At 43.7% G+C, this 16156-nt stretch carries 14 protein-coding genes and 1 pseudogene; all 15 read right to left on the reverse strand.

Annotated features, from left to right (window positions below; translation table 11 throughout):
- Positions 1 to 87: MerR family DNA-binding transcriptional regulator (locus HFM85_RS11350; protein WP_330594888.1), on the reverse strand; the 87-nt coding region annotated here is incomplete at its 3' end.
- Between the two features lie 68 nt (positions 88 to 155).
- The gene (locus HFM85_RS11355) at positions 156 to 1286 is read right to left on the reverse strand and encodes an AAA family ATPase (RefSeq protein ID WP_173738237.1); all 1131 of its coding nucleotides are present in this window, start codon (positions 1284 to 1286) and stop codon (positions 156 to 158) included.
- On the reverse strand, positions 1271 to 1405 hold the full coding sequence (locus tag HFM85_RS16435; RefSeq protein ID WP_274602647.1) for a hypothetical protein: 135 nt from the start codon (positions 1403 to 1405) through the stop codon (positions 1271 to 1273). Before HFM85_RS16435 ends, HFM85_RS11355 begins: the two co-directional genes overlap by 16 nt.
- Positions 1389 to 2275: pseudogene (locus HFM85_RS11360) on the reverse strand (LysR family transcriptional regulator). The gene HFM85_RS16435 and the pseudogene HFM85_RS11360 overlap by 17 nt, the downstream one beginning before the upstream one ends.
- Positions 2276 to 2454: 179 nt before the next feature.
- Entirely contained in the window at positions 2455 to 3294 is an 840-nt protein-coding gene (locus HFM85_RS11365; RefSeq protein ID WP_243097118.1) for a carbohydrate ABC transporter permease, read from the reverse strand.
- 11 nt (positions 3295 to 3305) lie between these two features.
- The gene (locus HFM85_RS11370; RefSeq protein ID WP_118512810.1) at positions 3306 to 4193 is read right to left on the reverse strand and encodes a carbohydrate ABC transporter permease; all 888 of its coding nucleotides are present in this window, start codon (positions 4191 to 4193) and stop codon (positions 3306 to 3308) included.
- A 78-nt stretch (positions 4194 to 4271) separates the two neighbouring features.
- Positions 4272 to 5573, reverse strand: coding sequence for an ABC transporter substrate-binding protein (locus HFM85_RS11375; protein WP_118512811.1), 1302 nt, complete (start codon positions 5571 to 5573; stop codon positions 4272 to 4274).
- Between the two features lie 123 nt (positions 5574 to 5696).
- Complete coding sequence (locus HFM85_RS11380) at positions 5697 to 7238, reverse strand: response regulator transcription factor (RefSeq protein ID WP_173738239.1); 1542 nt, start codon at positions 7236 to 7238, stop codon at positions 5697 to 5699.
- The gene (locus tag HFM85_RS11385) at positions 7213 to 8934 is read right to left on the reverse strand and encodes a cache domain-containing sensor histidine kinase (protein ID WP_173738240.1); all 1722 of its coding nucleotides are present in this window, start codon (positions 8932 to 8934) and stop codon (positions 7213 to 7215) included. The genes HFM85_RS11380 and HFM85_RS11385 overlap by 26 nt, the downstream gene beginning before the upstream one ends.
- A gap of 30 nt (positions 8935 to 8964) precedes the next feature.
- Positions 8965 to 11340 carry an alpha-L-rhamnosidase-related protein gene (locus HFM85_RS11390; RefSeq protein WP_173738241.1) on the reverse strand — a complete coding sequence of 792 codons (2376 nt, stop codon included), beginning with the start codon at positions 11338 to 11340 and terminating at the stop codon, positions 8965 to 8967.
- 206 nt (positions 11341 to 11546) lie between these two features.
- Positions 11547 to 12695 carry an iron-containing alcohol dehydrogenase gene (locus HFM85_RS11395; RefSeq protein WP_173738242.1) on the reverse strand — a complete coding sequence of 383 codons (1149 nt, stop codon included), beginning with the start codon at positions 12693 to 12695 and terminating at the stop codon, positions 11547 to 11549.
- Between the two features lie 18 nt (positions 12696 to 12713).
- Positions 12714 to 13931, reverse strand: a complete 1218-nt coding sequence (locus tag HFM85_RS11400; RefSeq protein WP_173738243.1) for an aspartate aminotransferase family protein — start codon at positions 13929 to 13931, stop codon at positions 12714 to 12716.
- Positions 13928 to 14608: a cytidylate kinase-like family protein gene (locus HFM85_RS11405; RefSeq protein ID WP_173738244.1), complete on the reverse strand. Its 681-nt coding sequence runs from the start codon at positions 14606 to 14608 to the stop codon at positions 13928 to 13930. Before HFM85_RS11405 ends, HFM85_RS11400 begins: the two co-directional genes overlap by 4 nt.
- Before the next feature lie 12 nt (positions 14609 to 14620).
- Entirely contained in the window at positions 14621 to 15364 is a 744-nt protein-coding gene (locus HFM85_RS11410) for an amino acid ABC transporter ATP-binding protein (RefSeq protein ID WP_276530704.1), read from the reverse strand.
- A 10-nt stretch (positions 15365 to 15374) separates the two neighbouring features.
- On the reverse strand, positions 15375 to 16139 hold the full coding sequence (locus tag HFM85_RS11415; RefSeq protein ID WP_243121578.1) for an amino acid ABC transporter permease: 765 nt from the start codon (positions 16137 to 16139) through the stop codon (positions 15375 to 15377).
- Positions 16140 to 16156 lie beyond the last annotated feature (17 nt).

A 16156-nucleotide genomic window follows, 5' to 3' on the forward strand; every position in this document is an offset into this window, starting at 1 on the left:
TAAGATTCCCTCTCTGTCCCATCTCTGAAGCGTTTTTACAGAAACACCTAATAATCCAGCAAAATCTTTTGGTTTATAATTTGTGATATTTGATGTGTTCACAATATACCTCCATAAGTATATTTAAACACATTTAATACCTTTTTACAATATATTTAGTTGCTTATATCATACTCCTGCGACACTTCTTTATTTGGAATCGCCACAGTTTTGTCCGGCCAGTGATAGCTTAAGTAGCCCAGATGTACCAGAAGTGTCAGTACATCATCCTTTCCCTGAAACGTTGTCATATCGTTGGAAAAAGTCCCTGTATTGATCTGCACCTTATCGCCTGCCAGCATTCTTATCACTGCATCTTTCAGGCCATCATAATTCATACGGATATAAATTTTCAGTGCTTCATAGGTTTCTGTCTGATTCCAGTAATTGTCAAAAATTCCACTTAACATGGCATCCACCACAGATTTCGGGCTGTACATGGAATATGTCTTCTTTCTTCCCTCTTCTATAGCAACCAGCTCATATCCATCATACCATGCCTGTGCCTCCTGAAAATTCCGTTTATACCGGCTGCAAAGTTCCTTTACTTCCTCTTCTGTAAATCCAAAAAACTCTGCCATTTCTCTTGGATTGATCATGGAATATTCCGTAAACATATTTAATGCAGAATGGGAACCATATTTTTTTACCGGAAGGATTCCGGTCATATAAGCTAATGCCACATATTCCTGATCTTTCAGCCATACACGCAGAAAATCCAGATATTTTTTCTGTGCTTCCATATTCTGTTTAAATTCACGGAATATACAATCCCATTCATCGATCAGAATGACAAAAGGATGTCTGGTATATGCAAAAACATCCTGCATGGCAAAGACCAGATAATCACTGTCGATATAATCCGGATACTGCATCTTCAGCTCTCTGAGAATACGCTTCTGAAGAAGCTTCAGCATCTCATCCATATCCGGTGCAGCGCTTAAAAATTCCTGCATATTGATCCGGATCACATCATATTGATTCAGATGTTCCCGGAAGCTTTTGTCTGTATGGATTCTGAGAGCAGAAAACAGTTCTGCACTATCTTCCCCTCTGCCATAATATGCAGCCAGCATATTGGCAGCCATGGATTTTCCAAATCGTCTCGGTCTGCTCACGCAGACAAAACGCTGCTCTGTTCCCAGTACTTCATTTGTTTTTGCGATCAGCCCGCTTTTATCCACATAGATTTTTGACCGCAGACAGGCTTTAAACATTCCACCGCCCGGATTCAGATAACTTCCCATTCAGCTTCTCTCCCTCTTAAAAAAATGGCTTCACAGTATCCTTTTCTTTCTGAAACTATGATACCATGAAACCATTTTTCTGTAAATCCAACGGATTCCCTCTCAGTTCTTCCATCCATCAAACGCCTTGATCTCTTCAATAAATTTATTCACCACAGGGGAGTTGGGGATGTTTCTTCTCCAGGCTACCACCGTATTGGAAGTGCTCTCCGGATACAGTCTTTTCTGGATAAGAAGATCCTCCCGCCAGTAACGTCCTGCCCCTTCCAGGGAAACCGGATAACCGGCACCCTTGGATGCCAGGATCCCCGCATTGGTTCCCAAATTACTGGTGTATGCCACATGAAGCCTGTGGAAATCCTTTCCGAACCAGTTGGCAAGGAGACTCCTGGCCCCTGTACGCTCCGGCAGGATCAGCGGCTTGTCAATAAGATCCTCTTTTTCTATGAAATCCTTTTTCACAAGAGGATCATCCGGCCGCAGTCCTACTACCCAGTGATCACTGTCTGTGATCCGGATATATTCCAGTCCTTCCGTATTTACCGGTTCCATAAACAGTCCAACATCCACAAGACCTTTGTTCATCATTTCATAGGTGATATCCGCAGTTGCTGTATGGATGGCGATCTGAACCAGCGGATATTTTTCCCTGTACTGCCTGCAGAATTCTGCCAGTACCTCCACTGCCGTAAACTCTCCGCAGCCTACTGTGACCGTACCTTCCATAAGCTCATCTTCACCTTTCAGCTCTTCTCTTTACGTTCTTCCAGATCAAGAAGCTCCTGGGCCCGCCTCTTAAAAAAGATTCCCTGATCTGTTAATGTGATATTTCTTCCGGACCGCACCAGAAGCTTCACTCCCAGTTCCTCCTCCAGAGCTGCCAGCTGTCTGGAAAGGGTAGGCTGTGTGATATGCAGCTGCTCTGCTGCTTTTGTAAAACTCTGCTCCCTGGCAACAGCCAGAAAATATCTCAGTATTCGAAAGTCCATTCTGTATCCCATCCTTTATTTTTTCATAAAACAAATCTTCTCAAACGCATCTTTCCCTATTATACACTACACCTCTCCCAGATAACAGACCCCACTGCTGCCCTATTTTCTTTTTATACCAAAACAGGAGCAAAAAGCTTTTCATAGCTTTTTACTCCTGTACGTTCTAAAAGTATGATTTATCCTTTGATCGCACCCGCAGTGAGACCTCGGATCATAAATTTGCTCAGGAACATATACAGTACCAGTGTCGGAACCACTGCAATAGCCATTGCCGCAAACAAAGGCCCCCAGTCAACCTGTCCGTAAGAACCGTTGAACATGATCAGCGCTGTGGGAATGGTCTGCATTTCTGTTTTCGAGATCATGGTCTGGGAAAAGATCAGGTCATTCCAGGAAGACATAAACTGTAAGGTAAGAACTGTCATAATGGAATTTGTCATAAGCGGAAATACGATTTTTCCTACAACCTGATAAATACTGCATCCGTCAATAACCGCCGCTTCTATCATTTCATTTGGCACAGATTCAAAGAATCCTGTCAGAAGTGTAACCGAAAGCGGCAGGGAATATGCCGTGTAGATCAGGATCAGACCAATTCTGCTGTTAGTAAATCCAATCTTATTATAGATCGTAAATAAAGGGATCAGCGCTACCTGTATCGGAACCATCATTCCAATAAGGATGTAACCATTGATGTTTGATCTGTGTTTCCATTTCATTTTTGCCAGAGCAAAGGATAACGGCACTGCCGTGATCACAATCAGCAGCATGGAACCTGCTGTACAGATGATACTGTTTACAAAGGATGTTCCCATATTTCCGGTATTCCATGCTTTTATATAATTTTCAAAATTAAAGGACTTGGGCAGCGAAAATGCGGAATTCATCGTAAACTCTGTCTGGGTTTTAAAAGTACACAAGATCAGCCACAAAACCGGATAGATCGCAGCAATGAGCAAAACAGCGATCAGTATCATGCTGATACTCCTTGATACAATATGTCTGCTATCTTTCATCACTTTCCTCCTCACTCTCCGTCTTTTGTCTTAAAAATGCGTCCCACCACAAAGGTAAAGATCGCACATTCGATCAGAATGATCACTGCCAGAACACTTCCATAGCCAAACTGTGCATAATTAAATGCCGTATTGTACATATACATAGATGGCATCATGGTTGTCGTTCCCGGACCACCGCCTGTTAAAGCAACCGGAGAATCGTAAACCTTAAAGCATGCCGTGATACAGATAACAATCGCCATTCTGAAAACCGGCTTCAGCTGCGGAATCTGAATCTTTGTAATAATCTGCCATGTTGTTGCTCCGTCAATTCGCGCCGCTTCCACAGAATCCTCCGGAAGCTCGATGATTCCCGAATAGAAAACCAGAATGTACATACCTACCGCTTTCCAGATATCCATGATGATCAATGCAAGCATGGCTGTCTTCGGATCACCGATCCAGCCTTTTACCAGACTGTCCAATCCCACTGCTGAAAAAAAGCTGTTCAGCAGACCATACTGTGGCGTAATCGCATAGATTTTAATAAACATCTGTGCCACTGCAACACCTGGAAGTACAACCGGAACAAATAAAAGAGTTCTCACCAGATTCTGATGCTTCTTTACTCCGAAATTGATCAGCATTGCGATCAGAAATCCAAGAATGATCTGTGCTCCACCGACAACTACCACATAGAGAAGATTATTTTTCACTGTGACCCACAGAGTCTTGTCTGCAAAGATCCTGGCATAGTTTTTCATTCCGGCAAATTTAAAATCCAGTCCCGGCTGGCCGCTGAAAAATGTATACACAAATGACCAGATCAACGGAATGAATACCAGACAGGTAAACAAGATCACTGCCGGTAATATAAATAACGCGATCGCTTTTTTATTTCCCAGTACTTTATTCATTCTTTCCTCCCTTTTTCCTGAAAAAAGGCCCAAAAAAGAAAGCTGGCTGTTTTCGCCAGCCTTCTTTTTTTATAATTGTTACTGTACCATGGCCCATGCATCATCAATTGATGTTCCGTAATCTTCCGGACTCATCTGGCCAAGAGCTACCATCTGTGCGCCCTGATATTCTACATCCTGCACACTGGTAGGCATTGCATATTCCGGCCATACGGAAGCTGCACCTTCAGACTCTGTTGCATCGGAGAGAAGCTTTGTAAAGTAACCCATATCAAAATCTTCTGTTGTTGCATATGGTGTGATCCAGTTGTGAAGTTCCATTCCTTTGTTTCCAAAGTTTTTCATTATGTATCCAAGCCATGCACCCATAGCATCATCATAGGAATCATTTTTTACACACATGTACATTCCGTAGGAAGTTGTATAGGTGTTTGCAGTTCCTTTTCCATCTTTAACAGTAGGAAAGGCAAAAAATCCCACATTTTCTCCAAGAGTATTCTGGTCACTGCTAAGGCTTTCTGTAAACCAGGAGCCATTATAGCACATTGCTGCCATACCGGAAGTAAACAGAGAATTCTGTGTATCGGAATCAACGGTTGTCATACCTTCGCCCATATATCCTTTTTCGCCCATTTCAGCGATCCATTTGTAAGCTTCAAGGAATGCATCATCCTTCCAGGAAACCTCTCCGGCATTTGCTTTTACAAGTAGATCATTTCCACCTGCCTGCGTTGCATAGGCTCCGATCAGTCTTGTAAGCGGCCACTGTTCTTTTCCAGCCACTGCCATTGGCTGGATTCCTGCGTCACTGAGTTTTGCGCATACATCCATAAATTCGTCCATGGTTTTCGGCACATCTAGTCCGTTATCTTTAAAGATCTGTTTGTTATACCAGATACCTTCAATGTTTTTGTTCGTAGGCATTACGTACATAGCATCCAGCTTGGTCAGGTTCAGGATTGCCTGTCTGTCTTCATCAGAAATAGACGTAACCCCCTGCTCAGCGATCACATCATCAATATTTTTCAGGATTCCCTGATCTACATATTTTTCGATGTACTCCTGTGTTCCTGTAACAAAGAGATCCGGCAGATCATTGCTTGCAGCCAGTACGGAAAGCTTCTGGTTCATATCTGACTGTGCTACTACCTCAATCTCCAGATTGATCGGTGTTTCCGGATTCGTGGCATTATATTCCTCTGTCAGCTGTTTAACTACTGCCGTGGTATCCTTATCTTCATTCCATGCGGTAAGAAAATGCACGGTTTTTTCTTTTCCGGCGTCTTTTTTTGCTGCGGATACCGGTACGGTTCCTCCTGCCATAAGTGCAACTGCTGCCGCTGCAGCGATCAGACTTCCTGTAACTTTTTTCAGCTTCATAGTTCATCCTCCTGATTTTTCCTTTTTATCACTCCGCTATTTCTTAAGCTGATTATATTGTACCGAAAAAACTCTTTCCCCAAAATCCGGAGGATTTTATGATTCCTGGGGGATTTTTTATGCTTATAGGGATTTTTTATAATTATCCAGCGTCATTCCCGTACTCTTTTTAAACTGTGTACTGAAATACTTATAATCATGATATCCTACCATTTCACAGACTTCTTTTGCTTTATATCCCTTCTGCAGGAATTCCATGGCCTTTTCCATTCGGATCTTTGTCAGATATTTGATGTATGTGATTCCTTCTTCTTTTTTAAACAGCATACTGAGATAGGTCTTACTCATATGAACATTTTCTGCCGCTTCATCCAGGGAGATTCCCTGGGCATAATGATGCTCCACGTAATTCTTAACCTCTCTCACAGCCCAGCAGGAATCATCCTCTCTGGATTTTTCTGCTTTGGAAAAAATAAGCTCTGTCTGTTCCAGTGTCCATTCCGCGATCTTACTTTCTGATATCTGCTGCTGTAGTTCCTGATAATCAATATCCAGATACTGTTCTTTTTCTGTTCCTGCTTCATTAAACATTCTCTGAAGCAGATATAATAATTCCCGACATTTCCGAACAAAAAGTTCCGGAATCAGATCCATGCTCTTCAAATATCCGATATAGGTTTGTATCTGCCTTCTACATTCCTCATACTGCCCCATGCGGAAATTAAATTCCAGGGATTCTTGGTCCTGATTCAGCTCTCCCGGAAGAGGTTCTGAATATTCCACTTCATCAATACAGACCGCTTCTTCCATCTCCAGATATCTGGCATATTGCAAGGCACTGCCTGCCTCCTCGAAAGCTTTACTGATTTCATAGATTTCTCTATGCGTGCGGCTGAATCCCACCGTAAACAGATCCTCCCTGTCCTCTATCTCTTTTTTCTTTTTTTTCAGCTTTTCCCGGAAAGGAAATTCCATGGCACCAAAATTAAAATATACGATCATCAGACATTCTTTTTCATAAAAAGAATATACCTCTACCGGATTCCCTTCTATCATTTCAAAGGTCATCTTATGAATGATCTCTCTGTAATCATCAATTTCCTGTCGCTGTGTCTCACATACCTTAGCAACACAAACGGAATGGATATTCCGGAATTTTCCGTCTTTCTCCATGATCATCTGCAGGATCTCTTCTTCTTTTTGCGGATTCTCATACAGATCCCGCAAAAATTTTTCCACATAGACCCTGTCCGCCTTTTCCAGATTTCTGGTCATTTCCTGATAGTTTTTCTGGTAGTTATAAAGATCCCCTGCTTTTTTCAAAACCTCCCGCAGTTTCGGAACGGTAACCGGTTTTTCCAGGTAATCGATCACTCCCAGACCAATGGCTTCCTTAACGTATTTAAATTCGTTAAATCCGCTGAAGACAATATAGATACTTTCCGGAACTTCTTTTTTCGCTTTTTTTATCATCTCAAGTCCGCTCATTCCCGGCATTCGGATATCTGTCATAACAATGTCCGGTTTTGTTTCCAGGATCATCTGCAGTCCATCAATTCCATTTTCTGCAGTTCCCACCAGTTCAAAACCAGGCTCTTTTTTCGTCAGAGCCGCAATCCCCCTGAGCACGATCTTTTCATCATCGATCAACGCGATCTTTAACATTCTTTACCTCCTCCACAGGCAAAATAAGTTTCACAGTCGTTCCTTCACCAGGACAGCTTTCAAATTGAATATCCGCCTTTTCTCCATAGTGAAGCCGTATTCTCTGATATACATTGGACACTGCGTATCCCTGCATTACATCAACTCCGTCCGGAAGGCCCACGCCGTCATCCTCCACGGTAAATATCAGATGATCTTCCTGTGTTTTTCCTGTTATGGTGATACAGCCTTTTCCTATCTTCGGCTCCAGACCGTGATATATTGCGTTTTCTACAAAAGGCTGCAGGATCTGTTTGATAATATGCATATCCATGATTTCCTCATCAACCAGGATCTTTACCAGAAATTTGTTCTCAAATCTGACATTCTGAATATGCAGGTAATCTTCTATAAATCGGATCTCATCTCCCACGGAAATAAATTCCACACCCTCACTTAAGCTGATCTTGAAGATTTCGGACAAGGCCTGGGTCAGATCTGCCACCTGCTCTGCTCCTTCTTCCAGTGCCATCCAATACAGCGTATCCAATGTATTATACAGAAAATGGGGATTTATCTGTGACTGCAAAAGCTGAAGCTGAGAATCCTTTCTTAACAGCTCCTCTTTCGATATCTGTTCTTTTAGTTTCAGTTCCTTCATAACCATATTCTGAAATTCCGTACCGATCACTCCTACCTCATCATTCCCGTAAGAATGGTAAAAAGATCTTTTTCCCCTTCCCACTCTGGCAATATCCTCTTTTAGCTTCAGCAATGGCTTTGTGATCATTCTTGCTTCTGTCACGCAAAGAATTACCGTAAAGATAACAGCAGCTACCGCAACGATGAGAATGATCGTCCGCATCTGTCCTGCCTCCCGGAAAACGGAGTTCCTGGGAACTGCATGGATCAGAGTCCAGTCATCCTGAGCGGATTCCAGCGTTGTGATCAGATATTTGTTTTCCGAATTTTTCAGGATCTCTTCCAGTTTTTCCTGAAACAGCTTCTCCTGATATCCATTCTGATAAACGATCCGTTCCTGATTCTTCAGAACATAGATATCACCATCTGTGGGAAACTGGCCGATCACATTCCGCATGGTGTTTTTGTTGATCTGAAGTATCAGAAGTCCGATCTTGTCAGATGTATTCAGTTTATTCAGTATTTTTACACAGGAAATAATATTCTCCGAATTTCCCAAAACATCATAACCGTACATGATCTCTTTTCCCGCTGCTTCTTCTGCCTGATGATACCAGTCTGCGGAAGAGATTTTTTCATAATCTGCATCCAGCTCTGCCTCTGAACTTGTTTTTCCCGGCTCCTGATAATAAAATTTTCCATCATTGTCAAAAATATAAATTCCGACCAGATCCTGCAGATTATAAATATACGTACTTCCTATCGCTTCCAGGCCATACCAGCGAGAGGGCTCCATGATCCTTCCAACACCGGAATCTTTTGTCTGCAGGATTTTCTGAACTTTTTCATCTCCAAGGATCATACGTGATACGCCAGCATAAGAAGTTACCTTATCATTCAATACTTCATCGGTTGCATCCAGGATCTTTATATAGGACTGCTCATTCTTTTTTTCCAGGAGTCTTCCTGTAAAAATATATATACTGCATCCCATAAACGCTATAATGATAAGAAAAACTGCTACAAAGCTTACTGTCATCCTTCCCCGGATCGTTCGAAAATGAAATTTATTCATAACAGCTCCTTCCCTTGCCCACATGTTTTTTTATATTTCTGCCATATGTCCATTTAACAGGACTTTCCACCCGGAAAGCTCAAAAGGTCTTACAAACTCTGCTTTCCATTCCTGTGGCAGCTGCAGGATGATCCTCAGCTCATGTTCCTCATAATCTGCCTGCCATTTGCAGAATATCATTCCGTCGCTGCACAGAGAAGTTCCCTCTGCCCATCTCAGACCGCAGGGATGAGGCGCAAAAAGAATCTTCTTTTCCAGTTCAGACGGCTGGTCTAATCCCAATATGTTTTTTTTCAGTAATGCTCCGGCCATTCCGTTAAATCCGTGGCATCCTGATATTGCATTGATATTTTCAAAAAATGTTCCTGAGCCGACTTTAAGTTCCTCCAGATATACCTGCTTCAGCTCCCGGATCAGTTCTTCTGTTTCTCCCAGTTCCGACAGTACGGCAAATCGTATCATTAATCCAATAAAAAGATTGGAACCTGCAATATTGGGATTTGCCGGAAATTCCGGACAGGGGCCCATAGTCTTTATAAACTGCCGGAGATAGATCCTGTCGTTTCTGTGAAAACCACTGTAGATCTCCAGACTGCGTCCACCTTCCGAAGGACAATCGTTTCGCTTCAGTTTCCCGTCTTCCACGATTGCTCCGTCTCCGCCTCCGCCAAAGATACCTGCCGTATCATCCAGCCTTTCTATGATCGCCCGCATATCCTGCGCAGCTTTTTTCCATGAAGGCTGCCCGTAGATCTCTCCCAGTCTTTCCAGAACTTTTACTGCCAGGCAATTATTTGCAATACTGATGGGTTTCAGGGCAAAATCCCGGTTTGCCAGAGACCAGTCCACAAATTCTCCCTTTTCTGTTTCTATAAGACCTGTTTTTCCCCTGAGAGATAACATTCCATTAACGAATTCTTCTATTCTGCACCGGAACTTTTCCAGAAATGCCCGGTCTCCGGAACGTTGATAGTAGTCACAAAGTTCTATGGCAAGCCAGTAAGACCAGTTTATGATTCCGGGATCTGTTTTATCTTTTTTACTTCCGGGATAAACTTCCGGAAAAAATCCCTTCCACATATTTTCTGTCAGCAGAAAATTCTCCAGGAAATCTTTTTCCGTTCCGAGGCTTCCAAACAGCTGCCATGCAGCCTCTGCTGAAAACGTAGAATCACAAAGCCAGCCGCCTCGTTCTCTCTGAGGACAGTCCATAAAAATATCCAGTGTACTGAGCCGCAAAGTACGTTTTGCGCCTTCATAGATCCGGTTCAGATCACCGTCATTTGTAAAGAAACTGCAGATGCCCGGATCCGGATAACTGTCATCCAGAACAGATGGCCATCCAAGCCGGATCTCTCCTTCTGTATGGAAAAGAAAACGGAGATATCTTACCAGCTTCGGTTCAAAGGTGATCAGATGATAACTGCCCGGTTTCAGATTATATCTTGTCACATAGGTATTGGCCTTCAGTTCGCCTTCGTAACTTAAATGATCCGTATTGATCAGATCCAGGATCGTCTCTTTTTCAACTTTGACATCAAATTCCACAAATCCCAGTTCCGAAACCGGATGTTCAAACACCGCGCTGACTATGCCTGTCTCCGGCTTTATCTGAAGATCCTGTTTCAGCCTGAAGCTTCCGCTGAAAGCTCTTTCCTCAAGTCCCCGCAATTTTTGCAGAAACTGATTTTCTTCCGGCAGCTGTTCATACCATTCCCGGTTAAAGGTTCTTGCTAATTGAAGCACAAAGCCTTCTCCTGCATTTTTTGTATCTATCATATCATAGATTCCCATAAAATGACTGATCCTGATTGAATTCAGCGTAGCATAGGGCGCTCTTCTTTCCAGAAAAGTGATCTTTTCCGAAACCTCCTGTGGTGTCTGCCAGTTCCCTTTTCCCCGGATCCAGGCATAGCTGTCCGGCTTCAGATCATACCACTCAAGGATTCCTCTGGAATGGCTCATGGTTTCCACATTTGATCTTCTGTAAGCAAGCTCCTGATATAAAAATTCTCCGTTTTTTCCTGTGGCTGCAAGAACATTCCCATTCTCATCTTCTATCTCTGCAATAAAAATTCCTTTTTCCAGTGTATTATCATTGCAGTATTTACCCATTTTATCAAACGCCGCTATTTCCACAGCAACAGAACTTTTTTCCGCTCCTCCCTCTGTCTGACTGCCCTCGATATTAAGTACATCCACTCTGCAATAATGATCTGCACATCGTGCCGGCCCACAGGCATATAATTTCCCATTCACAAATAAACGATAGCTACTTCTTGCCGCAATGGCGATCCTGATCTTTCTGTGCTCTTTGAGTTCCGCATAAAATCCCAGAAACTGATTATATCTGGTCTTCAGATCCGTTCCCCACACAGGCTTTGCCTGCTTAAATATATATTCCATAAAGTTTCTCCTCCCATCAGCCTAAACTTTTCCTGATACCATCATACCAGAAGATCCTGGTCCGGATAATACGGATATTTTTCTTTTTTCCGGGGAGATTTTTATGTTTTGCTTCTTTTGGGCACACAAAAAACAGAGACCAGAATTTTGGAAACTTCTGGTCTCTGTTTTTATATTTCAGCTATCTTTGCCTTTCCGGAGCTCATTTATAACGCTTCTTCATAAATCGCCAGAATATCCTCGCTGCCTGTTTTCCGGGGATTTACTGCAATGTTTCCGCTTTTCATGGCATCCTCTGTCATCTGGGAAAAATGCTCTCTGGTTACTCCCACGTCCGATAATTTTGCGGGAATTTCCAGCTGTTTATTCAGCTCCCGTACCGCCTGCTCCAGCATTCCTTTGGAAAATTCCTCTGCGCTTTTCTTTTCCGTGGAAATATCGTTGTAGATCTTCCGGTATTTTTCAAAGGCTGCTTCTTCATTATATTTCACAACGTAAGGGAACAGGATCCCGTTTGCCACGCCGTGAGGCACATTATAAAAGGCACTGACCGGATGGCTCATGGCATGGATGTTTCCAAGCCTTGCCCAGGAAAAAGCCATCCCTGCAAAAAGAGAGCCTGCCAGCATGTCGGAAGCTGCTTCCCTATTACTGCGGTCTGCCACGTAAGTCCGGATGCTCCGCCCAATGAGTTCCATTGCCTTTTCGCTCATGGCCTCGGAAAAAGGAGAGGCATCCAGAGAAACGTATGCTTCCTCTGCATGGATCAGCGCATCCACCCCACAGGCAGCTGCCACAGATGCCGGAACAGATGTAAGAAGTGTCGGATCCAGCAGCGCGTATGCCGGGATCAGCTCATAAGAAAATACGGTCAGCTTATAATTTCTCTTATGATCCGTGATGACGGAAAAGGCAGTCACCTCAGATCCGGTTCCTGCTGTTGTAGGAATGGCGATCAGCGGGATGATCGCCCCCGGCACCTTGTCTGCCCCTTCATATTCCGTGATGCTGCCGCCATATTTTGCCACAACACCGACAGCTTTTGCCACATCCATAGGGGAACCGCCGCCAAGTGCAACAATAAAGTCCGCTCCACTTGCCCGGAACGCTTCTGCTGCACGTTCCACAGTCTCCACAGATGGATTTCCTTCTGTATCACAGAAGGTGCTGACTGCAATGCCGGCCTGTGTAAGGATTTCTTCACACTGCCCCACTACGCCAAGTCTGTTCAGTGTGGGACCGGAAATGATAAAGCCATGTTTTCCTCCAAGCTTCCCGGCTGCCCCGGGAAGCTCCTTTAATACACCCTCACCAAAAAGAATATTCTGCGGTACGGAAAATGTAAATCTTTTCATGCTGTCCATCTCCTCCGCTTATTCTGAAAGTGCTTTTACTGTCTCTTCAATGATGGCAGCCGCCTGATCACAGTCCTCCTCTGTAATGATCAGCGGCGGTACCATACGGATGGTATGTACTCCGATTGCAGTGATCAGAAGATGGCTGTCCAGACAGCCATGCTTTACATCCACACCGTAAATAGCATCATCAAATTCCACGCCTACCAGAAGGCCCTGACCACGAACCTCTTTTACATGAGGGATCTTTGCAAGTTTTTCCATAAAATAAGTACCCATCTTTACCGCATTGCCAGCCAGGTCTCTGTCAAGAAGTTCCCCAACCTCTGCAAGTGCCGCAGCACAGGAAACCGGATGTCCGCCGAAGGTTGTTCCGTGGGAACCAGGTGTGAAAGCTTTTGCCACTTCCTCTGTAGCGCAGATCGCGCCGATCGGCATACCTCCTCCAAGAGCCTTTGCCATGGACACGATATCCGGTTTGATCCCGTAATGCATATAGCTCATCACCTTACCGGTTCTGCACCAGCCTGTCTGAACCTCATCAATAAGAAGGAGCATATCGTTCTCATCACAAAATTCCCGAAGTCCCTTCATAAATTCCATCGTTGCCGGATGGACACCGCCCTCGCCCTGTACCGGTTCTACCATGATGGCTATGGTGTTCTCTGTGCAGGCATCCTTGAAAGCTTCAAGGTCATTATAGGGGGCATAGGAAAATCCGTAGGTCATAGGTCCGAAGCCTACCTGGCATCCGTTTCCCGGCTGTCCGGTTGCGGACATGGCACCAAAGGTTCTTCCGTGGAAGCCCATTTTTGCAGTTACAATATGGTAACGGTTGGGACCGTATTTTTCGATTCCGTATTTTCTGGCCATTTTGATCATGGCCTCATTTGCCTCTGTACCGGAATTCTGGAAAAAGATCTTGTCCATTCCGATGGTAGTGCAGACTTTTTCCGCAAGAAGTGCCTGTGGAATGGTATAAGGATAATTGAAGGTATGCATCAGTGTCTGTGCCTGGTCTACAACCGCTTTTACTACCTTCTCATTGCAGCTTCCTGCGGAGTTTACTGCGATACCTGCATAAAAATCCAGATATTTTTCGCCCTTCTCATTGTAGATATACTGGTCTTTTGCACTTTCTGCCAGAAAATCCATTCTCTCATAGGTCTCGATCATGTATTTATTTACTTTTTCCTTGATATCCTCAAATGTCAGTCCTGTTTCTTCCAGCTTCATTTCTTTTCCTCCCCTTTTGTGATCTGTTCTGATAAGATCTGTTCCCGTGTGATCAGACCCTTCATCACCAGATATTCTTCGATCATCTTTACACATCCTGCAATTCCGACTTTTTCACTGTTCAGCGTCATATCGTAATTGACGGGATTGGTCCAGTAATTTCCTTTTGTATAATATTTATAATAATCCGCCCTGTACTTATCTGTGTTCTCAATGGTAGCTGCTGCCACATCTGCGGATACCTTCATCCTCTGCATGGTCCGCTCCAGACAAAAGGCACGCGGCGCTTCGATATAGATACTTACCACATTTTTTCTGCCCTTTAAGACATAATCCGCGCATTTACCGACGATCACGCAGGATTCCTGATCTGCCAGATTTCTGATGATCTGTGACTGATACTCAAACAACCGGTCATCGGAAACAAATTTCTCGTTTCTCGCAATGTACTGCCTGGATCTGGGCAGCCCTTTAAGAAATCCTGTAAATCCTCCGTTACTGCGGATACGCTCATTGATATCCAGGAAAAGCTTTTCATCCAGTCCGCTCATCTGGCTTGCCAGTGTCAGGATACGATTTTCATAACAGTGGATCCCAAGGTCTTTTGCCAGCATGGAGGCGATTTCCTTTCCGCCGGTTCCAAAACCTCTGGCAAAGGTTACAATAAAATTTTCCATTTTATACTCCTCCTATCCTGCCAGATAACGGCTCAAAAATTCTCTGGTACGGGCATTTTTAGGATTTTTAAACAGCTCCGCCGGAGGTGCATCCTCCACAATGTAACCCTGATCCATAAAAATCGTCCTGGTGGAAACATCTCTGGCAAATGCCATCTCATGAGTCACAATGATCATAGTAAGGCCTGTGGTCGCCAGCTCCTTCATAACATTTAAAACCTCTCCTACCATCTCCGGGTCCAGTGCTGATGTAGGTTCATCAAAAAGCAGGACCTCAGGATTCATGCAAAGCGATCTTGCAATGGCAACCCTCTGCTTCTGTCCACCAGAAAGCTGTGTTGGATTTGCATTGATAAACGGTGCCATTCCTACCTGCTTCAGATGTGTGATCGCCCTGTCAAAGGCTTCTTCCTTTGACAGATGAAGGACTTTTCTTGTACAGAGCATACAGTTCTGAAGAACAGTCATGTTGTTAAAGAGATTAAAGGACTGAAATACCATGCCGACCTTTGACCTATAATCATTGATCTCCTTCTGTACTGCTCCGATCTCTTTTCCATGATAGCGTATCTTTCCGCTGGTCTGGGTTTCCAGCTTGTTGATACAGCGAAGCAGAGTGGATTTTCCGGAACCGGAGGAACCAACAATACAGATGATCTCGCCCGGCTCCACGTTGAAGTCAATTTTTCGCAGTACTTCATGCTGTCCAAATGCTTTACTTAATTCCTCAACGGATATGATTGCATCACCCATTATTTTTCCCTCCTTACGGATTTTCCATATATTCCACTGCCAGTGCGTAGTTCTCTGTTTTCTTCATCTTCTTTTCAAGGAATGTAAACAGACGGTTGAATACAAAGCAGAGTACAAAATAGATCACTGCAATAACAAGATAGGATTCAAAATATTTATAATAATTTCCGCCTACAGTCTTTGCTGCCATAAACAGCTCCTGAACTGCTATAACATTCAGAACGGAAGTCATTTTCAGATTTGTAAGAAATGTATTTGCCATCTCAGGGATGATATTTTTGAAAGCCTGCGGAAGTACCACGTAGATCATGGTCTTCATAGGTGACATTCCCATGGCCCAGGCGCCTTCCCTCTGCCCCATATCAATGGAACCGATGCCGGCTCTGACAGTTTCTGCCATGTAGGCTCCGGTGTTCAGTACCGTTACCATAACACCTGCAAACAATGGTGTAATATTCACATTTGCCTGACGGATACCATAATACAGGACCATCGCCTGAACGATCATAGGTGTGTCTCTGAAAACCTCCACATAGATCCTGCAGATTGCCTTTAAAATTTTAAAAATTCCTTTTTTCAGAATGCTGTCGCCTTCATTGATACGGATATCCTGGATGATACCGATGATATAGCCCAGCAGGAAACCAAGAATGGTTCCTGCTACAGCTATATAGAGAGTCAGCCAGGTTCCTTCCAGAAACATACCGGAATATTTTTTTGCCAGAAAGATCATCCATTCCAGGGAATTGGACGGATCTGTAATTGAAAAACCTAACATATCTCCACCCCGCTTTG

The sequence above is a fragment of the Blautia schinkii genome, from assembly GCF_013304825.1.
In the GTDB taxonomy this organism is placed as follows: domain Bacteria; phylum Bacillota; class Clostridia; order Lachnospirales; family Lachnospiraceae; genus Blautia_A; species Blautia_A schinkii_B.